Genomic DNA, 23044 nt, shown 5'->3' on the forward strand with positions numbered 1-23044 from the left:
CTTACAACACACGAATTACAACCTCTCATTCACCAACTTTCACAGCTTGATAAAGCCTGTCATTTACCTTAATCCGCGCTTGCGAAATCCTTGTTTGAAGCTCCTCTTTATATTTGTCATCTATATAATCTTTGAGGATTTGTTCCTTGATTTCCTCAAACGGGGTATAAGCGAAACCGGGCTCACTTTTCTCCATACATTTCATAAGGATATAGCTGCCATTCTCTTCAATGACATCGCTTATTTCCCCCTGCTTCAACTTCAGGGCCGCTTGGGCGGCAGGACTTCTTAGGTTTTGTCTGACGTTGTTTGCAGCAAACTGCTGCACGGAAACCGTTCCCTCCGGCATATAAGCTTTAGCAGCCTCTTCCAAGTCTGCCCCTGATGAAAGCTTGGCCTTCACCTCTTCCATCTCCTGCCGTTTCTTATCTTTCGAAGAAACTTGATGATTAGCGTCAAGAAAAGTTAGCATAACCTGCTGCACCTTCACAGAACCGGGTGAGGCATATAACGAATCTTTCTTCCTCTCATAAAAGGCTTTCAAGCCATCCGCCAATTCCGCTTCCTGTTCTTGCATTTGCTTCTTCACCGCTAGATTGGCATTGCTGAGCATGTATTCAAAATAGCCATCCTCACTATACTGGGTTGGTCCGAACACAACCTGTTTGTTCCGGATGGCTTGCTGTCTTCTTTCATTTTCCCGCTTCCACTGCTGCAAAAAACTCGAATAGCTGATGTCCGGCCATACGCCGTTTTCCTGCGCAATGATTTGTTGCATTTTAATGCTCACGCTGTCATCGAGCGCCTTTTGCTTCCACACATCCGTCGGCGATTCCCCCGAGTAGGCCCTATTCTTGCGCAATGCCTTATTAAATTCAACGACGCTAATGGGAATCTCATTGACCCAAGCTATGTCATCGCTTTTTGCTTGAACTACAAATAGATTCCCTTTTGCCAAAACAACACTAGCAGCCGCAGTGAGCACCAGTACTACTGCGGCCATCCATTTGCATAAGCCTACTTTACGCTTCATTTATTTCATTCACTTCCCAGAACTCCTTCAAAGCAACAACTTTTCGATCCAGCCTTGACCGCTCCGCCGCAAATGCCATCAAGTGGCTCTGCACCGATCGGGCCGCAGATGTCAATCCAGCCACTTTACTGTCCTCTTGAACCAGCTTAATGAAATCGCGAATCAGACCGAAGTCCCCGCCACCGTGCCCGATGTGTCCGCCTGGGATTTCAAGTGAGATTTGCGTAGCTGTACCTGTTGCGAAATCAATCACTTCGATCTCATTTTTCTCCATCGCACCGCGAATCTCACCTTTTGTTCCCATCAATTTCAGCGTTCTGCTGCAATCATTCGTAAATGCGCTCATCGTAAAAGCAGCCGTCACTTCGTTAGCAAACGCAAGATTGACCACTTGATGGTCAACGACATCATTGTCGCAATGATACACGCATCTACCGTATGGCCCCTCTTGCAGCGCTTTGGTGCGGGCTTCCAAGCTAAGATCATCGCTGATCGCAGAAGTAGGCCAATATATATCGTCCGTCAGATACACGTTAGGCGCATAGTATAGACATTGATCCGAAACCGGGCATCCGTCCAAGCATCGCTGTGGTGCTCCCTCCGGGGCATTTTCCTTTTTAAAATGAGACAAAGATCCAAAAGAGGATACATACGTGCAATCCGCCCCCGCCAACCATAGAATGATATCCAAGTCATGGCAGGATTTGGCCAAAATCATCGGACTGGATTCGGCAGCCTTGCGCCAATTGCCTCTGACAAAGCTGTGCGCCTGATGCCAGTACGCTACATTCTCATTATGTTGAATCGACATGAGCTGTCCAATCGCACCCTCACTCAGCAACCTCTTGATCGTTGTGAAGAAATTCGTATACCTGAGCACATGACAAATCGAAAACACGCGTTCAGCTTGCTCCGAGCGCTTCCCCATTTGGATACATTCCCATGGATCGGGAGACATCGGTTTTTCGAGCAGCACGTGATAGCCCGCTTCCAAAGCTTTCATCGTCGGTTCAAAGTGCATATTGTCTTGCGTGCATATAAGGACGGCATCCGCAAGATTAGGTTTACCCAGTAAATCTTCCCAGCTCTCGAAACAGAACTCATCAGACAATCCGTGCAGCGCTTGAAAATTGTGTCTTCTACTCGTATTTGGTTCAGCGACAGCAACAACCTGCAGTTGATCTGGATGCTCAAGCGCATATCCCGCATAGTTTACTCCTCTTTGTCCCGCTCCGATTAATGCCACTGTTATTTTTCGCATGTGTTACCCCGCCTTCGTTTTATTCCTTCACACTGCCTACAGTCATTCCTTTGATAAAAAATCGTTGTACGAACGGGTACACCAATAAAATCGGCAGCGCCCCCATGAAAATTTGCGCAGTGCGAAGCGTTTTCTCACTCAGATTCTCCAACTGTTTGAGCTGCTCGACATTCACAGACTGCATTTGCGCATTCATTGCGGTGATTAAGGTGGACAGGTAGGTCTGAAGCGGATATTTATCCGGTGAATTCATATACAGAATACCGTCAAACCAAGAATTCCAGTGTCCGATAATGGTAAATAACCCAATGGTTGCAATGGCTGGCAGCGAGACAGGCAAATAGATTTTCCACAGCAGCGTCCAATGACTTGCTCCGTCAATCGTCGCAGCTTCTTCCATTTCCCTGGGAATTCCTCGAAAGAAGTTCAGCATCATGATCATATTCCATACATTCAATGCGCCAGGCAGAACAAGCGCCCAGATCGTATTGATCAGCCCGGTTGATTTGACAATCATATACGTCGGGATGAGTCCTCCACCCAAGAAAATCGTGACCGCAAAAAACCACACATACACGGTTCGGGAGCGAAATTGCGTCGTTTCTTTGGCAAGCGGATAAGCGGTAATGAAAATCAGGAACATATTGATGACCGTTCCGAGCACGACCCTTTCCAGGGAAACACGGAGTGATCTAATAAATTCCACCTTATGTCCAAGATACACGTAAGCATCGAGCGTAAACCCAATCGGCAAAAGCTTAACTTCGCCAGCCATCGCCGCTGTATTGGAGCTTAACGAGACAGCGAGCAGGTGAATGAACGGCACAATACCGATGATCGTAATGAAGGTAAGTACCAAGGCATTCATCAAGACGAACAGCTTTCTGCTAAACGATGGTTTATACACCATATGAAGTCCCCCAGCCGTCTAAAATATTCGGTAATTGCTGAATTTGTACGCCAGATAGTAGGATAACGATACCAAACCGACGGATATGCCTGACTTAAATAGTCCTACTGCCGCAGCAGGCGCAAACTGTTGATTGAATAGACCAAGCCTGTAAGTGAAGGTATCAATAATATCAGCACCCTGATACACGGTTGGATTGTACATGATCAAGATCTGATCAAACCCTGCATTCAATATATTTCCAAAGCTTAATGTCGTCATAAGAATAATGATTGGCATCATCCCCGGCAATGTAATATGCATCATTTGCTTCCATTTGCCAGCCCCGTCTACTTCGGCAGCCTCATATAGACTTGCGTTAATGCCTGTGATAGCAGCCAGAAAAATGATCATATTATAGCCCATGCCCTTCCAGACATCCGAACCAACCATAATCGCCCGAAACCAATTATTGCTGCCCATGAACATAATCGGCTCCAGACCCATACTGGAAATCATGCCATTAATAGGGCCTCTCAAAGAAAACAACTCCAGAATGACTCCGCCAAGAACAGTCCAGGCAAGAAAAAACGGCAGAAAAATACTCGTCTGAATCATGCGTTGAAACCACTTTTTGGTAATTTCATTCAGCAGCAGCGCCAAAATAAGCGGAACCGCTAACGAAAAGATAATTTTCAAAGAGGCGATGAGTACCGTATTCCACAAAACCTGGTTAAAGTCAGGCAAGTTGAATACGTATCTAAAGTTTTTGAGCCCCACCCACTTGGATTTGAAAAAACCAAGCACGGGTTCATATTTTTGAAATGCCATCACGACGCCAAGGATAGGGCCGTAAGCATAAACAAGCGTAACTAAAACGCCAGGCAGCAGCATTAGATGCAGCGGCATATCTGTTTTTATTCTCAACTGTGTAGCCTCCAATCGCACCCAAATTCAGCCATCTTACTAAGAAAAACGGCTTCGCCGCCCTGAGAGATCAGCCTCTTATTAGCGACAAAACCTGTTAAGGGAACTAGAGGACGCTATTTTGGCAAATAGCAGGGTTGTTAGGGGAATAGCGGAACTACAGGGTCTTATCTCCACCAAAAGAGCTGAATTTCCCAGAAAACAGCAACATAGCGGACTGTAGTTCCCTCAACCTCGCAATAATGACGCTTTTTGCTAGAATAGCGCACTTTAGTTCCCTTATCTCCGCGCGAGCAGCCCGGGCAACTCCTCGTTCACTCCAGAACATATAATTTTTTAAAAAAAGGGAGAGATCGTAAAAATACTCCCCGCTGTATGTTTCACCTTATTTCACTGCATTCTTCGTGTACCACTCGTTGACTTCTTTCGTAATATCGTCGCCGCCAAGCTTCTTCCAGCTCTCTACATACTTGTCGAACTCGCTTACAGGAGCGCCCATAATAATCTTGGTATACGTTTCGTCAAGCAGCTTGTCGAGCTGCGCACCTTTCTCGACTTGTGTTTCCGTCGGAACGCCGTAGAACTCGTTGAAGAACACCTGCTTGTTGTCGCGAATTTGTCGCGTTATGCCCCAACCGCCGTTTTTGGCTGCACGGCTGTAGTACTGCCCCCAGTTGGAGCCTTTTGTGGCGTTCGTCGTATCGCCGGCAAGGAACTCTTTGGTTGCTTTGAACACGTCGGCAACATTCTTGTAATTTTCATCATCAAGGGTAATGGCATCTTGTTTGGCATCCAAAGCCTTATTAACCTCGGTATAAATGTTGTCGATTTGGGCAGGATTATAGATTCTTGGCACAAACCAGTTGTATACGTACCCGTTTTCTGCTTTGTTTTTCTCCAGATACTGTTTTTTGCCCATTTCAATGTAGAAGTTAATCATCTTAATCGCAGCTTCCGGATTTTTCGCTTTTTTGTTTACGGCAATAATGTGACTCATCCGTACCTTGCCAACCATCGATTTCCCTGGTTGACCGTCCAGTGATGGAATTGGATAAGCTTCCCATTCTGCATTTGGATCTTTATCCTTGCTAATATTAAGCGGCCAGTTCGGATACCACCATTCACCGTACGAAATGCCAACTCTGCCGGCAACGATATCTTCAACAACCTTGTTCTCGTCTTTCAGCGCAAATTCTTTATCCAGCAAACCTTTCTGATACCAAGATTGCAGCTTGGCAAGAGCGGTTTTCGTTTCGGGCTGGATTTCACCTGCGGCAAGCTTGCCGTCTTTGCCTTTGAGCCAAGCTTTCGGAGCTGTGCCATAGCCGTTAAACACACCACGCGCATCAAATCCCCAGCCGATAAGAGTCTTCTGCATCGCGATGCCATACCGGTCATTCTTACCGGTTTTACCTGGATCGTTTTTGACAAAGGCTTCCGCAATTTTCTCCAGATCGTCAATTGTTTTTGGCGGCTGCAGATTGAGACTGGTGAGCCAATCCTTCCGAATCCACAAGAGCTGCGTGGAGAGATAAGGATCCTCGAATCCCGGAATACCTAATATTTTGCCATCTGTCGTCGTGGTTTTCATGGCAAACCCGCCGTCCACCTGCATATAGTTCTTTAAAGCGGGAGACGCGTATTTGTTATAGGCATCTGTCAAATCCGCAAGCATACCCTGACTTTTCAATTTCTCATATTGCAGCGTATCCAGATCCAGAATATCAGGCAAATCAGCAGAAGCAAGCGCAAGCGAAAACTTCTGTTCGAATTGTTCCGTCGGCACGCTCCATTTATATTTCAGATCAATATTGAGCATCTCTTTCAAATCTTTCAGGTAGGCGTTCTGATCAGGTGTAATCCCCTTCGGTGTCTTCGGATCTTCCGGCGGGCGGAAACCCAGTACTTCGGTAACCGTGACTGGTTGCGCGTATTTACCCAACGGATCTACATTTTCCGTTTTTGGGGAGCCCGTCGTTTGCGGTGCTGCACTCCCTGTACTTGAAGCGCTTTCATTGTTGCTGCTGCATCCCATAAGCGTTGTCGATATCAGTGAAGTAAGTAGGACAGAACGGACTAGCTTTTTTCTCATGTTATACCCCCCACATTTTATGCGAATTAAGAATCTGGATCTATCGTTGTTAATGGTCTGTGGTAAAGGCTCGAGCTTTACTGTACTTATTGTAATGCTGCGGGACGAACAACCGCTATACTAAACTGTTTACATCGTTCTGTTTTGTTTACTTCCTTGTTTTCTGAAGGATCGCTTCCCTAAATTCCTGCGGCGACACCTCTTTCATTTTTCGGAAAAATGCTGTGAAGTAAGAAGGAGATTCAAAACCCAATTTCAAGGCAATTTCATTGATCTTCATCTGCATATCCTCCAGCATGCTTACCGCTGCCTCCGCTTTGATTGCATTAATATAATCGGACAGATTCCGTCCCGTAAGCTGCTTATAGAAACGCGATAGATAGGAAGGATTGAAATGGACCACTTCAGCAATGCGGGCAAGGGAAAGATCTCCTCCCAAGTTTTCGTTAATAAATCTGTGAATACGCTCAACCAGCAAGTTTTCACCTTTCTCAACCTGCTCCTTTTTCTCCAGGCATATCTGTTTGCCGAGTTCGAGATAATAGGATTCCACCGCTAACCAATCACCGGGGATGTCCATCATTCCGAAACTTTCGATAGGCATATGCTCCTTCGTTTTATCTGAAGTGCTTTGATTATTGATATTGGCTAAAAAAACAAGCACAAACGCATAATACCTTTCTAGACCAAGAAGGTAATTCTGAGAGGTTTCATGTTGCAAGCTGATAATCAGATCTTTGCATACCGTTTCTGCTTGGTGTTCATCCCCTTCATCCAACTTTTTCTCCAGCAAGCGCAGCTTTTTGTTGAATTCATCCGAATAAGCAACCACTTTGGAAGGCTCCACTTTAAAAAGTTCGTTCGCCATGCCGAGGTCCATCATCGTCATTTTTTGCCCGGATACCAGCCTTTTCTTGATCATGGCTTTCACCAGTTCGAATTCTTTATGCAGGTGGCCCCATTCGACTGCGCTTCTTGAAATAACGAACGAAACATCCATGTGCAGCAAATCACGGCAAACATTTTGAACCGATTCCAGGATACCTTTTAAATAGGTGACAAGCCCTCTCCAATCGACCGCATCGTCTTCCTTGCGAAATCGTTCTGAACTCGCATCCAGTTGTAGAAATGAAATCATCATGGAATTCTCGTAGACAATCTCTTCGCTTGTTATCACAGACGGCCAATACTGTTCAACTAAATTCCGAACGGCGTATAGCGCGTTCCGCTTATTGGCATACGACATGCCTCCAGACCAACTGTCAATCTTGCCTACGATGAGCAGCACAGGCGCTTCCCGATTCAGCTTTACGGCTTGTCCTGCAAATAATTCGTCGGATAAAAGATCATTTACACTTTCACCTAATAGAAGGGCCTCGAACAATTCCTTTTTCAGCAATGGCGCCATAACCAGCATTTGGTTTCTAGCCTTATCCACGATATCCTTGTTCTTAAGCTCGTCCTCTATTTTCTTTAATGCATTCGAGACCGCCCCGATAACAACCTTATCCTCTTCCGTTTTCAAAATATAGCTTTCCACATTTTTTTGAATCGCCGTGTAGACATAATCAAATTCGTTATGCCCTGTCAAAAAAATAATTTTGCAAGCTGGCCAGTAAAATAAAATCTCATCCATCAACTGCAAGCCATTTTTCTCCGGCATACGAATATCGCTGAGCACAACATCAATCTTCGTCTTCTTGATGATGTCTATCGCTTCAAACGCCGAATACGCCTTGCAGATGTCGAGATCAAGCTCCTCCCTTTCCTGGAACATCTGTACCAGTCCTTCAACAATCGCCGGTTCATCGTCAACAATTAAGAGCCTATACATCACTGCCGCCTCCATAATTAAAATGAATGATCACTTCTGCTTTCAGTCCGCCATGTTCGCTTCTGGAAACAAATACGCCGCTAGGTTTGCCGTATTCCAACTGAATACGCCTGCACACATTGATGATGCCTGTCTTTTCAAGAACAATCGAGCAATGTGCCAACTTCTCCTGGAGAGAATGAATTAAATCATCCGTCAACTTATTTCCGTCATCCTCCACACAAACACGCAAGCACTTCTTCTCATACGTCACCGTAATGCGGATATTGCCGCCTTTGCGTTCATTTTCGAAAGCGTGTTCGAACGTATTTTCGATAATCGGCTGCAAGATCAACCGAGGCACCATGAGAGGCTTGCAAACATCTGGAATCTCACCGGCAACGACATGAATCCGATTCGAAAACCGTATACGTTGAATCTCCACATAATCCATAGCATGCCGGTATTCCATGTCAAATGGCACCTCATCCGCACCATTTCTAGTAACAAATTGATAATAACTGCCCAGCTTCTGGGCTAAAGTGGCCACCGTTTCATAATCCTTCGCCTTGCACATCATATAAATATTGAAGAATCCATTGTACAAAAAGTGCGGTTTGATCTGCGACTGAAGTTGCTTTAATTCCGAGTGCTGCAGCGCCATCTTTTGCTCATAATTTTGCCGTATGGATTGCCTCAGCTTGTCGATTAACTTATCGAAGCTCCTGTACAGATAACCAAATTCAATATCATTTTTCGGCCTTATCAAAATATCCAGGTTATCTGTTTCAAGCGTTCGGAACGCAGCAATCAGCTCCTTCAAAGGATTGTGGATCATCAATTTGACCGAGAATGAAAAAACAAGAATAATGACAATCGAAATCAGAGACATAACAAGCAGCCAAATATTAAATGTCTTGAGAGATCCCGTGAGTTCATTTTGGTTGATATACGAATAAAGTGTTAATCCGAGTGTACTGATACGATTGTAGGTTATCCGATAGCTCTGATCTCCCAATTTTAGAATATGACTCTCATCATTTTTGTTGTTTGCTTCCAATGAAACGTTATCATATATCTTTTTTACGATGGAATCTTCGTGCTTGGGCGATATATAGTAGCTAAAGCTTTCATTGGTAATAAATGCACCTGAATAACCATAATTTCCTACCAGCTGCTCTAATGTCTTTTCCAATTTCTTAACGGAAAGCTCCATGTAGACAATGACGCTTGAATTGTTGGCTGCTTCAATAAAGAACAATCTTCCCTCATAATAATAAATGGAAGATTTTTTGCTTTTTGAATATAATTTACTAATGATTTCATACTCCTGACTTGGCAGCTTATTGATCCCATTTTGGGTAGAAATCGTTCTTCCGAAGGATTTCATATATACCCCGGTATTCAGCAGGTATTCACTCGAGTTCTGTATCGTGGACAAGCGTTCCTTCACCCTGTTTACGAGTTGGATTTCTTCGAACACATCCAGTGTGCCTGACAGAAAGTTGAGCTTCTGGAGTTCGGAATCATTGACAGCCTGCAACTGCTGATTGCGAATGAAGGAAATTTGATCATCCAACTGGTTCGAATAAAATTGCACCTTGGACTGGATAGAATCGGAAAATTCCTGTTTAATAAAGGATTGCCCCATCATATTCATCAACAAATTTACAATATAAACAGGAATAATTAATGCGGCAAAAACGATAATCACTTTTTGATACACGTACAATTTGGGGATCTTGGTTATCTTTATCATATTTTCCTCCCTTCAGATATCCGATTTAAAACTGAAAATATGTCATATAAGCTTAGCATGAAATCAATAAGCCTTGTATATGGCCTGTCAAAAAAACCATTCCATGCGGTTTGGATCATTTCGGAAAAACAAGAAAAACCGTCAGGGAAAACATCCTGACGGTTTTTTGCGTGTAAACTTGTTCCTCGTTTCCTATACTCGCAGCCACGTTGAGACTACCTTACTCTGTTACTTTCCGCGGACTGACACCGGCCCATGAACATGTTCCACGGACGCCTCTTGAATATTCTTAAACGCCCAATGCTGTGCAGGTACATCGCTCCACTTAGCATCGGATACTGATAACGGTTCCCGGCCAGATAACTTGTTAAGCATCATTACCGCTTCAGCCCGGGTAAGGGTCTGCTCAGGACGGAACGTGCCATCCGAGTATCCGTTAACTACTCCCGCCGCCTTCGCTTTCCCAATTGCTGCCGCTGCCCAATGACCTACGGTGTCGGAGAAACTGCCACCGCTTTCCGCGGCCGGGCTCAAACGAGATGCAATGCTTGCCGCTTCGGCGCGCGTAATGGTTTGTTCCGGCTTGAAGCTGCCATCCGGATAGCCGTCCATCAGTCCGCTGTCCGCTGCCAAATTGATAGCTGCATTGGCCCAATGATCAGGCGCGGTATCCTTATAGGTTATGGCAGCTGTCTTATTGCCCTTATCCTTACCGAACAACCGTACTAACACTGTTGCCATTTCTGCACGTGTAATTGGCTTGTCCGGTCTGAATGTGCCGTCCGGATAGCCCGTCATATACGCTTGATGCACTTTGCTCGCTTGCGATCCTAGCTGGACGACCGTAAACGTACTAAACTTGTTCACGGTAAACCGCATGCCCAGCTTGCCCGTTGAGTCATAGGGGACAATTTCCCCTCGAATCAGCTCTTTTGTGCCGTCGCCATGCTCGATGAAGATGCCCAACTCTTTAAGCTGCTGCTCGTTCAGGCCCGTGTCGGGTAGGGGCAGTACCAGCGTAACCGGATGGTTCTGCATGTTCGTCTCAATCATCATGGGACGACCCAAGACATTCACAATTGCGTTGCCTGCGGCTTCACGCACAATTTGCTCCGTTCTTGCGCGTTGCTCGATTTCACTGCGTTCGCTTTCTGTTTTGACCGGCACGATATTGAAGTAGATGTCATCCTTCCATCCTTGCAGCGATCCGTCTGGAATAACAATGCGTACATGATTCGTGCTGATCTCTAAGTTCACTTTATTGTCCGCCAATTTGGCTGTCGATTCCTTCGGTAAAGTTACTTTAACCTCTGAAACCTCATCCTTGGAATCGGGAATGACGATCTTGGCAGAGTTGGAACCGGCAGCTTTAAGCTGATCAACCAGCTTATCCGCCTGACCCGGCGTAAGGGAAATCTCATCCTTCTTTCGTCCGTCCGCTCCAGTCGTACGATGTATGACCGCTGTGGACACAACGCCGCCGTTGCCGGTGTTTTCTATATTAACGGTGATAGTCTCGCCCTGTGCAGAATCGGACGATGAACCGCTCCCGCCGCCGGACGTGCTGCTTAAAGTAATGGACGCGTTGATCGCCGGCTTTGTTACATTACCCGCCGCATCCATCAACTCCATGGATACTGTCTTTGCGCCGATGCCCGGGTTCAACGCCCATGCTTTCGTTCCAGCAATCGCTTCCCATGAGCTCCAGTCCGCGTTGTCGTTAGAAAAGCGCATCCGGATGCCATGCGAACCCGCACCGTCGCTCCCCGTAATCGTCAAGTTGACGGAGGTCGAGATCGTGCTCTCTGCTCCGCCGTTAATGCTCAATGTTCCCACAGGCGCCGTTTTATCGAACAATACACGGCTGCCATCCGTTGTAGTATTTACGCGCAATCCCGGGTTTCCGAACAAATTGGCGAAATCAATAGTGAACGGAACAAGCCCTTCAATTTCATTGCCTGTAAATGAATATTCCGCTTTATAGACATTGCCGCCCAAGCTTGTCACGCTGGCCGTCTGGCCTGTAAGGGTAACTGCTGGCAAATCCGTCAAGCTCTCGCTAGCGGTAAAGGTTAGAGTCACCACATCGCCTTTTTTGGCAAAGGACGGGGTGGCATTACGGCTGGCGATGCCTACTTTCGTCAGCGTCGGCGGCACTGCCGGATTCGGCTTGATGCTGGCCTCATTGGAATCGGATATCCATCCGCCGGCATTGTATGCTTTGATTAAGAAATAGTAAGTTGTGCCGTTCGTCAAGCCGTTCACGCTATAGGTGGATTGCGTAACGGAAGCTTTGTAGGCTTCGTCGTAAACGCTGCTTGCTGTACCCATATAAAGATTGTAGTAGGTGGCTCCTGTTACACTGTTCCAGTTCAAGAGAGCTGTGCCGTCTCCCGCAGCCGCCTTCAAATGGAACGCAACTTCAACTTTACCGGATTGCAGCGTTTTGGTCATTTCTTTCGCCGATGCGTCGGTCACGGTAAATTGCTCCGGATTGTTTCCCTTTAAGGTTAAGGCTTTAGTCCCGGACATCGCCCCATCCTTAATACGAAAGGAGATCGTAAACATGGTTTGGCCTGCCGTTATGGCGGCATCGCCACCCTTTTGATCCGCCCAAGCAGCTTTGAGCGAGCCAGACGTATTATCGTATACAGAATCGAAGCTGTTGCCGGATTGGCCGGTTATTTGGGTCACTTCCAGTGCGGCTGTATCATAACCGATTTCCATTCCGTAAGAGCCGACTCCTTTCGAAGCTTCGTTTACGGATATAGGCACATCGACCGTTTCACCGGGTGCTCCGCTGACATTGCCGATTGCAATGCTTACCGTGCCGGGCGCAAGCGGCTTAATGCTGACCTTGCCGGCGGTGAGACCAGGAATCGCATAGAAATCCTCATTATCCACTGTATATTGCGCGGAGGTGAAGTTTACATAGGAATCACCAGGTATTGCGTTATCTTTAATTTTTAGTTGAACCGTGAATATTTTTTGTTTGGAACTAAGAAATCCTAACTCGGTTAAAGCCGTTGCCGAAACCTTAATCTTTCCAGCCTCGGATGTATCTGCGCTAAAAAGCAAGGACGGCGCTTCATCTTTTACCGCTGAATTCCCTTGAACAATCTCAAAAACCTGGGCGTTGTACGACAATTCCATGTTGTATCCTAGAATAAATTCGTCGCTAGGTGTTGTTCCTGGCTCCATGTTGACTGCCAGACTTACCGTGCTTCCAGGTTCGCCTGACGCCCCTACTGCTTCAACTTTCACTCCCGTCACTCCTGCAGCCTCGGCGTCGTCCATCGGTCCGAATGAAGTCGTCATACACAAGACTACGATAAAAACGAGCATTTGGTGCAACCATCGTCTGGTTCCATATCGACGTTTATCCATTTCTTTCACTGCCTTCCTAGGTAAATGTTCAACATGATCGCCGTGTCTGCCGTATTCACGATCCCATCGCCGTTCATATCGGCTACTTCAAGTTGCTCAGCTGTCAAAGAGATTTTTCCCAATAAATATTGATTGACAATAAGTATATCTGCGGGCATAACCTTACCGTCCCCGTTCAAATCCCCCATAACAAGAGTCTTAAAGCTCCATACGCCGGGGGAAGATATCCCCTCATAAGTACTGCCCTCCTGATTCTGAAACGCCCCTGCCTCAATAAATACATCATAGTGGGTACCACTCCCCAGTGGTTTGGGCTGAATTTTAACCGTATTTCCCAAAATGGTCACCTTCTGCGCATCATTAACCGCAATTCTCTCCACTTCGCTGTTATCTGACGATTTGCGGATCACGATGTTTTTCCCGTTCACTGCGGTAACATTCTCGCTGAAGGTGAGATTCAGTCCCGTCTTCAGTGGAACGTTAGTTGCGTTCGCGGACGGTGCAAAGGTGCTTACTTGCAGTCCAAACGGAACTGCCTTGAGCACTAATTTAGCTGAGTTCGGATTGGCAGGGTCATAAGGACTGTATGCGGCATAAATCGCGCTGTTGTTTCCATAAAGGGGGAGCTCACCACCGTTATTGGGAAACGTCCCATTGTTGCCGATAATCGTCCAGTTCCCATTTACATACTGATGGACGAATGTTTTTAAAACGTATTCTGCGCCCTGCATTTCAATCTTGAAATAGGATACATATAACGAATCCTTCGCCTTTACGAAGTTGATGTTCATGGGGAACACTTCCGAGAAATTGGCTGCACCTACGCTTACCCATTCGCTTCCGTTGTATTTACGTACGTTAACATACTGGTTGTTTGAAGAATTTTGATGGTTGTAGGCAACGTAAGGCGTTCCGTCTTCGATGTAAATTTTCGGATTTTGAACGAAATCAATAAAAAATGGGTTGCTCGATGGTAATTGAACCTGGGCATATCTGCCTCCCACTCTCTCCCATGTATTACCGTTCAGCTTTTCCACTACAATGGACTTAGGGTTTATGTCCTGGTAAACCACATAAGGTATTCCCTGGTAGACATATAGGTCGTTAGCTTGCGTTTGCTCGCCGAGTTGTGCGTTGCCGAGCATCTTCCAAGTCCCTTCCTCCAATTTCATAACAGTTACTTTCCCACTCGAAATAGAAATATAAGGAACGCCATCGTCAGCATAAAGAGAGAACATATTCATTACCGTGCCTATTTGGAATGAGGTATTTCCTGCCAAAGACCAAGAGCTTCCGTCATACATTTTCACGTATAACTTATCCATTTGATTCGTTTTAGCCGTATAGGCAACATAGATGTTCCCTTTACTAATGCTCATTTTGACTGCATAGATGTGGCTATGAGTATCATCTGAAATGTATTCGCTACCTACCGGCTCCCAGGTAGTCCCGTTAAATTTCTTTACTTTCACCCTTGGGGTATTGTTTTCCTTCTGGATATAGGCGGTATAAAGACTGCCGTTGTATGAAGCGATAGTACTTCCAGATATGATTCCTCCTTCGTTAATACTGCCTACATCCTTCCACTCGGTCGCTGCCTGCACAGGTTCTGCCTTCAATCCGGCAAATGCCCAAACCAGTAACAGTCCGAAGATCAACACGCGCTTCAATAATTGCGCCATATCTCTCACCTTATTCTATTTTTTTATCCTTGGTTATATGGATATGTTTACTAATATAACAATCCCTTCTCACAAAAAACTCACAAATATGCTATTTTCATGCAAAACATGTCCGATTATGTATTTATTTGCAAGATGCTAGATTAGTTATGCTTAACTTGGCTATGCGCGCTCTGTGAGAAAAGCGGCTTTGCCGCCCTAAGAGATGAGCGTCCTCATAGCGGTTTTCAGCAATCTAGCGGATCTTAGTTCCCTTTGGGCTTTGTAATGACAAAGAGCGTCGTATGAAAAGGAACTATGATCCGCTAACTGGCGGAAACTGGGGTGAACGCAGCATGAAAGGGAACTGAGATCCGCTATTTCAGCGGAACCTGCTGATTCCAACCGAGAAATGGTGAAATAGCGGATCTCAGTTCCCTCTGGCGTGGAATATGGCAGTTTTCAGAAATATAGCGCACTGTAGTTCCCTCAGACTCGCTATCATGTCACATTTTGCTAGTATCGCGGCTTGACGTTCCCTTATATCCACGTAATTGCAAAGCTAGAGGATCTCATTCTGCCAAATAGCTTGTTTATACATCCATAGGGCACCACCTTAAGTTCGCGGCACCCTTCACATATGAGCAGCTTAAACCCTTTTCCGGGTCTCCACAATCTCGGAATTTTTGGATTCCTTACAACACTATGGGACGTATCTCTTTGCCACCAAAAAACTAAAAAGGTAGAGCCCCATAAATCCAATCAAAACTTATACTTTTTGGCGATTAAAAAAAAGCTGCCCTCTAAGTAGATAAACCTACTTGAGGGCAGCTCTTCGATCATAGGAAATGCTTATCTTGCTTCTACGTATAGGTTATCTACTTCGAAGCTGGCTGTGTATGCACGAACGCCAACCTTGCCTGGAGCAAGCGGAGCATTTTCCGCAGCGCTGAGTTTCTCTTCGCCATTCAAGTATCCTCTCAATTGATTGCCTACAATTGAAAGCTCCATACGGTACCATTCGTTCGTATTAATGCTCATCGGATAAGAGGCTAAATCCGTTACGACGCCATTGCTCTTTTTGCTAATAGCTAGTTTGTTGGCAACTTTATCCAACCGCAGCATGTAGAAGTTATTGCTGTCCGTATAGCGACCTGTCACGCTGGCGTACCCTGTGTTCGTAAGCAGCTTGATGTTGGCCGAGATGAAAGCATTGTTGTAGGATGCACTGTTTGCGAAAGCGCGGGCTTCACCGGCGATCGAAGTATTTTTCAATACATAGCTTCCATCCGTTGCGACAGACCATGTGCCAGTTGCTGTTGTCCATTTGTCAGCATTACCGGACTCCAGGTCATCGCTGTACATGATTCGTGAAGACAGGAAATTATCCACGCTTACGATTTGATTATAGGCTCTGAACCCTGCGGCACCGAGTGTAAACTGATCGTCCGTCACCGATAATCGTTCCACACCATTCAAGTACCCTTTCAACGTCGAACCATTTAAGTACAATTTCAAATTGTAATCGGTTCCAGAAACAAACGTTTCAGGAGAGGACGCAAGAACCGTAGTCGCAGATGGGGCTACTTTGGCCAGCTCAAACATTTGGTTCGTTGCATTTATTCTGAGATAGTAGTAATTGGCTGGATCCGTAGGATTAGGAGGTACGACCTCTTCATAGCGCGCTACCAAGCCGGTAATTCCTGTTGTTCCATTCAACTTGAAATTTGCTTGCACTGCGCTGTCGGACCAACTGGCGGAAGAATACGGTTGATCATTATACACAGCCATAGAAACTCCGCTTGATGTGGAGGTGTGGAGTCGGTTGCTGCTGCCATCGGATGCGATGCTCCAACTGCCCGACTTTAAGTTCCAATTCGTAATGTTTCCGCTTTCAAAATCATCTGTTCGAATTGGATTGTGAGGCGAGGGCGACACTGGCGATGTAATTGGTGCCGTGCCAGTTGTCGTATAGTATCTAAAATAATCGACATCGTACGTACCGTACAAATGGCCTGGAGGTTGGGCTGGGTCAGCATTTTGCGGAATCGTTGACAAGTAGAATACCATTGGCGAATTGAATGTCGATGCCGCCTTATCTAGTGTTGCTTCTGTACGAAGCGGATAAATAAATTCCCTCACTAGTACGTTATCTTTGTAAAAGGCCATGCGCCCAGGACCGTAATCAACACCATAAGTATGATACTCGTTGGAGTAGTCTCCTGTGTACACTCCGCGGTTAGAAGCAAATAATTTGGCGTCTCCCCCGCCCGATGCTGCCAATTCCGTATTCCAGTTTAAGTACCCTGCGGTAATTTGGCCGTTCTTATAATGCTCGAAGAAGTCGATTTCTGTGAATTTGGAAAGACTGTTCGTCTTGGGTAATTGTGCGTCCCAGATTTGAGTCCAAGCGGAAGGATGGAAGCCTGCGCCTGGATTGGTCCACTTGGCATTAAGTTCATAATAACCGTAACCGAAGGTGCGCTTGGTTGTAACCCCAGCGCCGCGATAGCCGGAAACGGACCGAGTCATGTTCAGATGAATGGCGCCTCCGGAGACCGTCACGTTATTTTCGTCCGTATACTGATTTTGTCGATAATTCCATTCTTGCTCGTCCAAGCTAGTTCCGTTAAATTCATCTTGCCATACCAGATTGTAGCCTGCAGGGGGAGCCGCTTTTGCTTCGTCTGCTGCCGCTGCTGAGATTGCAATCGCCGCCAAGGTCCCCAAGCCGAATGCTAGCAATTTTTTCATTAATAAATCCACCTTTCTGTTTGGAAGTAGTGACACCGCTTCTTCTTCATTGTCGACAGATGAGCTAAGAAGTGAGTTCAGTATATCGCACTACTCAGGGTGGAAAAATGCACTATTTATCGAATTTATGCGATATTCGATGAAAATAAGTTCGCTCAGTCACGCAATCCCTGTTGGTTCATAGATAGAATCGTTCCATTGACTTCCTCATCCTGTTGTAAAGGGATCTCAACGCCTTCAAACGTATTGCCTATGAGATAAACGTGATGCGCATCGATGGCGTGAACGCCAATTTCCGAATTCTTCATACTATTGTTCATAAGGATGATATCTGTATTGAATTTGCCGCTGAAGCCCGCAGATTTGATACCGATACAACCGGATGCGCCGTACCTCGGGAAAAATCCGCAATTGTCAAATTCGCAATCTTTGATCACAATATCCGTCGCGTGTCCGCCTTCCGAGTGGACAGGCAGCTCAGCGCCTAACAAGATACCGGGATTCATTATATTCTTATATTTGCAATTGAGAATGAGCAGGTGGTCGTATCTGACTAGATGACCCGCTCCGGCAATATTCGTAAATTGCGAATCTTTGCAGATGTAGCGATCCAGCTCCCAACAGGATGCTGTTCCCAGCATTCCCGTTTGCGCTGTGTCAGGCAGAACTTGCTCGAACCAAATGCGATAGTAGTGTCCTCGCTCTCCCTTTCCTTCATGCTGCCACTTTGCGATCGTCAAGGGATAAATGTCCTCCTCCTGCCATAACTCGACGACACTGCCAGTTTCCAGACTGGCAAATGTGTGCTTGCAGAAAAAGACCGCCTCCTGCCTGCTTTCGATCCGGCTAAGCTCCAGCCAGGTACTATGCATGTTCTGTCCATCCATCCGCACGCCTTCAATGATCATCTCGTTAATCAAGATATCTCCGCTGCATTTGAACAATTTCCAGGCATCGCGGGGCGCCGTGAATAAACGGTTCCCATCCGGCTGAAAGACGATACGATCGGCATGGATTCCCTTGCAAGATTCGGTTAGCATACAGAATCCGTTGGCATTAAATGTCCTTAAATTCAACAATTTCAATTGATTGCATCTTGCAAAATAAGTTTGAAAATCCGTTTGCGCGCCTTGATGCCAAGACAGATGTTCACCGACATGCACTTTGGAAGCGACATCGGCGCTTTGTAACATTAGTTGATTAGGTCCGACTAGTTCCCAAAGTGCCCCAGCGCCGCCTCCATACGTAACACTCTCGCCTGTCAGAGCTCCTGTTTCTGGATCAAAACGGTTCATACAATAGCAGCCCATACGGTCCGAGCAAGGGTTGCCCTCGAACACTTCTACCCAAATGTGAGTGTCGTCTTTACGCAGCACGACTCCGGCCGATGCGAATTCCGGCTCGCGGGTAAAAGCTATATTTTGCACCGTCAGCTGATCGCAATCCTCACACCATAGAATGGCCGGGAGGTAGCTGTGAACTTGTCCATTGTTAGAACCGACAAGCACTGTCGCGGGGTTGCCTTGTTCGTCGACAGCGCCTAGCAAGGTCAAGCTTCGTGCTCCTTGGATAACGATATGGCACATCTTGCTGTCTTGCTTGGAACTTCCGGCATCATGTTCAAAGCCATCTGTCCTGAATGTGATCTCACTCTGCAGGATATAGCGGCGGGGCTCAAATACAACGAAGTCTGCGTTCGTCTCCACTGCCCTTTGGAGCGCTGCCCGAATGGCTGCTGCATCATCTTGGATTTGGAAGTCTTTTACATAAATTGTGTCTAGAGTCATCATCCTTTTCCCCACCTCAATCTGAATTTTAAAATAGTATAAGGCGTTAGAAGTAAAAAAAACATGAAAAATCACACGATAATTTGAGTTATATGGCGGAATCATCGAAATTTGCTATATTTAGCATGATAGTGACTGTTTTTTCTCATCTACGTAGATATAATCAACTACATAACCTCCATGAAGGAGCTCATCCGCAATGAGTCGACCACGAGCAATGCTAAGAAAATTAAGGATCACGCCAAAAGTTTTTCTGCTTACGTTTGTTTGTTTCGAACTGCTTACTCTTTTGATGGCATTTTCGTTCAATAGGCATTCTTCCGAAATTCTAGTGAAATCGCAAATGAGCTATGCCCGGCAAGCCGTTCAGAAGTCAAACCGGTATTTGGATTCGAATTTGCAAAATATACGCACAACCATGAGTTCGATTGTGAATGACAGCAGGCTGCAAAATGGTGATTACAAGCAGTTGGAGAAGTGGATGTCGGCTAGCCTCCTTTATCTAACGCCTAATCTCAGCAACGTTCATTTCATCTCCGGAGGGGAAGTGCTCGCCAGTACATCTACCCATAGCTGGGATGTATTCGGCGACCCGGTCATCCTGCAGATCTTGTCGGACACTACCCATGCAGAACCTTCTTGGGTAGGACCCTACCATTCCAATGTATCGGGATATACGATCACGTATGTCTTCCCGACTACCCTAACGAATGGCCGTTCCGGCTTTCTGCTCGCAGATATTAGCTTAGACAGGCTGTATTACACGTTATTTCCGGAAGAAACGCAAGATGTCATGGAAAATCTCATTATCCTGGACAAGAAGCTCCATCCGGTTATGGGCAAAGCTCCTTATGTTCATTTCGACTATGTAGACAAACAATACAATCTCACCGGATTTGATCCTTCCATCCTGCATTCCGATTGGGGACAGATGGAGATTGCTGGTTCTGCAGACAAGGACAGCATCATTGTAACCAGAGGATACAATACCATTGTTGAGTGGCAGCTTGTGATGGTCATGAATAAGCGTGAGCTGTTGGAACCTCTGAAACAATCGGTCGCCTTTACTTGGCAGCTTACGATTATTTGTATTCTGCTGTCCCTCGGCTTGTCACTGTTGTTAACCGTAATCATTTCTGGTCCTATCAAGAAAATGACCAAATTTGTTCAAAGGGTCGGCGAAGGGGAATTAGATACCTATATCACGATCAAAACGGAAGATGAGATCGGCTACCTGGCTGTGCATTTCAACCTCATGACCAAAAAAATGGCCCAGTTGATCGTGGATTTAAAGCATAGCGAGGAGCAAAAGAAGCTTTCCGACTTCCGCGCCTTGCATGCCCAAATCAAACCGCATTTTCTGTATAATACATTGAACACGATCTCCATGCTTGGACGGCGGGGCGATATGGAAACGATGGACAGCTTGATTTCCGCGTTATCCAATCAACTGCATTATGCTCTTGATAATTCCCCCGATCCGGTTAAAGTTCGCGAAGAGTTGATTACGATTGAGAATTATTTGGAATTAATGAAAATTCGTTACCCGAATAAATGTGAATTCCAATTCGATATGGACCCGCTTTCCCTGGAATATAAGCTGCCCAAGTTCATTCTTCAGCCGCTTGTCGAGAATGCCATTTTTCACGGGATTGTTCCCAAGCTTGCAGGGGGGACCGTCTACATCGCCACTATGGTAGATCATGATTATTGGGAAATATTAATTGAAGATAACGGCATTGGCATGGATGCTGAAGCTCTGCACGCCCTTACGGAGAAGCTGCGGCGCAAAGGGACGGTTTTTGAAAATGTGGAGCATATCGGTATTCTCAATGTTCATGAACGATTCCAGCTTATGTTCGGCGATGCCTATCAACTTACGATCGACAGTCAACCTCATATCGGCACGAAGGTTTGGATAAAGCTTCCGAAAGAAAGGATAGATCCCGGTGAAACGTCTTTTATTGATTGATGATGAATTCATGGCAAGGCAGCATATCAAAGAGGCTTTCCCCTGGGAGGAATGGGGATATACGATTGTAGGCGAAGCCACGAATGGCGTGGAGGCGCAGGCGGCTGTTGAAGCGCTTGATCCCGACATTGCGTTGATTGACATTACCATGCCTGTGATGGACGGCTTGACGCTGCTCAAGCATATGAACAACCGTTTCCCCCAAACCAAATGCGTGATCCTGACCGCGCACCGGGAGTTTAGCTATATTAACCAAGCGATGCAGAATGGAGCAGTCGGATATATTCTCAAATCGCCGATCAATCTGACGGAAACCAAAGCAGCCTTGGACAAGGCTTCAAAGGAATCGGAGAAAGATTCCCAAATTTTATCGGCTTCCCAAAGTCGCAAGACCATTCAAAGCAACAGTTATCCGCTCAGGAAGCATTTTTTTCAGCAGCTGCTTACGGGTTTGTATGTGAGTGATGATGAAATTATCCAGCGCGCTAATGATATTGGCGCACAATTGAAATTTCCCTCCTTCCTTCTACTAACCCTTGAAGTGGATCGTTTGGCAGGCGTGTACAGCCTTTATTCCAACAACGATCGCATGCTCATTGAATTCAGCATGCTGGAGATTATTCGTGAATCCTTGCTGGAGCTATTGCCTGTGAAGATTGAGATTTTCCCCCTTGAGTTCGGAAGACTCGCATTGATCGTTTGCACGAATGAAAAGCAGTTGGATAAAGAGAGCTGCATGGAGATCTGTTTACGCCTGGAACAGGCGATTCAGCCGCAATTGGAGAAATACTTGGATATCTCGGTGAAGCTGGCCGCAAGCGAAGGGTTCTACCGCCCTAGTCAAATTCGCACGATGTTCAAACAGACAGAAGGTTTGTTTATTTATCGATTTTATCAGGAGAAACCCCGAACAATTGTCACCTATGGCCTTCGTCCTTTTCGCCAAATGAGCAGTGATCAATGGGCTATTTTACAAACGATGACGATGCCTTTGGAAGAAGTTAGGCCCTATGAGTTCCATGTGAAAACGGTGGATAAGATTCAATCCTACCTGATTGAAATGAATCCATGTCCCACAGATGTGATCAACTGGTTTATCTCGTTGCAGGCCAGTTTGAACAAGGCTGCTTATTTGTCTGAATGGCCTGACTTTAAGCGGGCTGCTTATCTTGGCGAGGCGACGAAGCTCCTGCTGGCTTGGTTGCAGAAACGGGATCGAGTCGCTGGCGAGGCCATTGCCGTTCGTCCTGAAATCGCTCGTGCCATTCAGTATATTCGTCAGCATCTTGGGGAGGAACTCACGGTGGATGCTATATCGGCGGAGTCGGGATTCAGCACCTCGCATTTCAGCCATATTTTCAAAAAAGAAGTGGGGATGTCGGTCATTGACTATGTGCTGGAACAACGGATTGAATTGGCCAAAAAATACTTAGCGGAAGGGAAATTCCGAAACTATGAATTGTCTGAAAAAGTCGGGTTTCAGCATTACTCTTATTTCTCCAATATTTTCAAGAAAATGACGGGCGTGAGTCCGAATGAGTACAAACGTTCATTGAAAAATGTGATTACGCAATCAGAGTAGATTAATTACGCATGGTCCTGTCGATTGGTGGCAGGGCTTTTACTTTTTTTCACGCTGCCTTTCCGTCGAATACTTCAAGAAATCGATTGATTATTCATATCACACAATCTGCCACCCATGTAAACTT

The 23044-nt window shown here is 45.9% G+C and carries 13 protein-coding genes; 2 read left to right on the forward strand and 11 right to left on the reverse strand.

Going from position 1 to position 23044, the window contains the following annotated elements; all coding sequences use genetic code 11:
• Positions 1 to 25: 25 nt before the first annotated feature.
• The 11 genes from LOZ80_RS24650 to LOZ80_RS24700 all read right to left on the reverse strand — a co-directional run bounded on the left by LOZ80_RS24650 (position 26) and on the right by LOZ80_RS24700 (position 19366).
• Entirely contained in the window at positions 26 to 1033 is a 1008-nt protein-coding gene (locus tag LOZ80_RS24650) for a peptidylprolyl isomerase (RefSeq protein ID WP_238167161.1), read from the reverse strand.
• Positions 1023 to 2294, reverse strand: a complete 1272-nt coding sequence (locus LOZ80_RS24655) for a Gfo/Idh/MocA family protein (RefSeq protein WP_238167162.1) — start codon at positions 2292 to 2294, stop codon at positions 1023 to 1025. Before LOZ80_RS24655 ends, LOZ80_RS24650 begins: the two co-directional genes overlap by 11 nt.
• Before the next feature lie 19 nt (positions 2295 to 2313).
• Entirely contained in the window at positions 2314 to 3204 is an 891-nt protein-coding gene (locus LOZ80_RS24660; RefSeq protein ID WP_238167163.1) for a carbohydrate ABC transporter permease, read from the reverse strand.
• 18 nt (positions 3205 to 3222) lie between these two features.
• Complete coding sequence (locus LOZ80_RS24665) at positions 3223 to 4092, reverse strand: ABC transporter permease (protein WP_238173108.1); 870 nt, start codon at positions 4090 to 4092, stop codon at positions 3223 to 3225.
• A gap of 403 nt (positions 4093 to 4495) precedes the next feature.
• Positions 4496 to 6202 (reverse strand): extracellular solute-binding protein, encoded by a 1707-nt coding sequence (locus tag LOZ80_RS24670; protein ID WP_238167164.1) that lies wholly within the window; start codon positions 6200 to 6202, stop codon positions 4496 to 4498.
• Between the two features lie 148 nt (positions 6203 to 6350).
• Positions 6351 to 8036: a response regulator transcription factor gene (locus LOZ80_RS24675; protein WP_238167165.1), complete on the reverse strand. Its 1686-nt coding sequence runs from the start codon at positions 8034 to 8036 to the stop codon at positions 6351 to 6353.
• A complete protein-coding gene (locus LOZ80_RS24680; RefSeq protein WP_238167166.1) occupies positions 8029 to 9774 on the reverse strand; it encodes a sensor histidine kinase in 1746 nt (581 codons plus the stop codon). Before LOZ80_RS24680 ends, LOZ80_RS24675 begins: the two co-directional genes overlap by 8 nt.
• A gap of 228 nt (positions 9775 to 10002) precedes the next feature.
• Positions 10003 to 13161, reverse strand: a complete 3159-nt coding sequence (locus LOZ80_RS24685) for an S-layer homology domain-containing protein (RefSeq protein WP_238167167.1) — start codon at positions 13159 to 13161, stop codon at positions 10003 to 10005.
• 5 nt (positions 13162 to 13166) lie between these two features.
• Positions 13167 to 14843 carry a dockerin type I domain-containing protein gene (locus LOZ80_RS24690; RefSeq protein WP_238167168.1) on the reverse strand — a complete coding sequence of 559 codons (1677 nt, stop codon included), beginning with the start codon at positions 14841 to 14843 and terminating at the stop codon, positions 13167 to 13169.
• Positions 14844 to 15674: 831 nt separating this feature from the next.
• Positions 15675 to 17576 (reverse strand): family 16 glycosylhydrolase, encoded by a 1902-nt coding sequence (locus LOZ80_RS24695; protein WP_238167169.1) that lies wholly within the window; start codon positions 17574 to 17576, stop codon positions 15675 to 15677.
• Between the two features lie 155 nt (positions 17577 to 17731).
• The gene (locus LOZ80_RS24700; RefSeq protein ID WP_238167170.1) at positions 17732 to 19366 is read right to left on the reverse strand and encodes a hypothetical protein; all 1635 of its coding nucleotides are present in this window, start codon (positions 19364 to 19366) and stop codon (positions 17732 to 17734) included.
• 196 nt (positions 19367 to 19562) lie between these two features.
• Between LOZ80_RS24700 and LOZ80_RS24705 the strand changes: the two genes are divergently transcribed.
• Together LOZ80_RS24705 and LOZ80_RS24710 are read left to right on the forward strand one after the other, a co-directional pair.
• Positions 19563 to 21335, forward strand: coding sequence for a sensor histidine kinase (locus LOZ80_RS24705; RefSeq protein WP_238167171.1), 1773 nt, complete (start codon positions 19563 to 19565; stop codon positions 21333 to 21335).
• Positions 21313 to 22917 carry a response regulator gene (locus tag LOZ80_RS24710; protein WP_238167172.1) on the forward strand — a complete coding sequence of 535 codons (1605 nt, stop codon included), beginning with the start codon at positions 21313 to 21315 and terminating at the stop codon, positions 22915 to 22917. Before LOZ80_RS24705 ends, LOZ80_RS24710 begins: the two co-directional genes overlap by 23 nt.
• Positions 22918 to 23044: the final 127 nt, after the last annotated feature.

It is taken from the genome of Paenibacillus sp. HWE-109, from assembly GCF_022163125.1.
Classification (GTDB): domain Bacteria; phylum Bacillota; class Bacilli; order Paenibacillales; family NBRC-103111; genus Paenibacillus_E.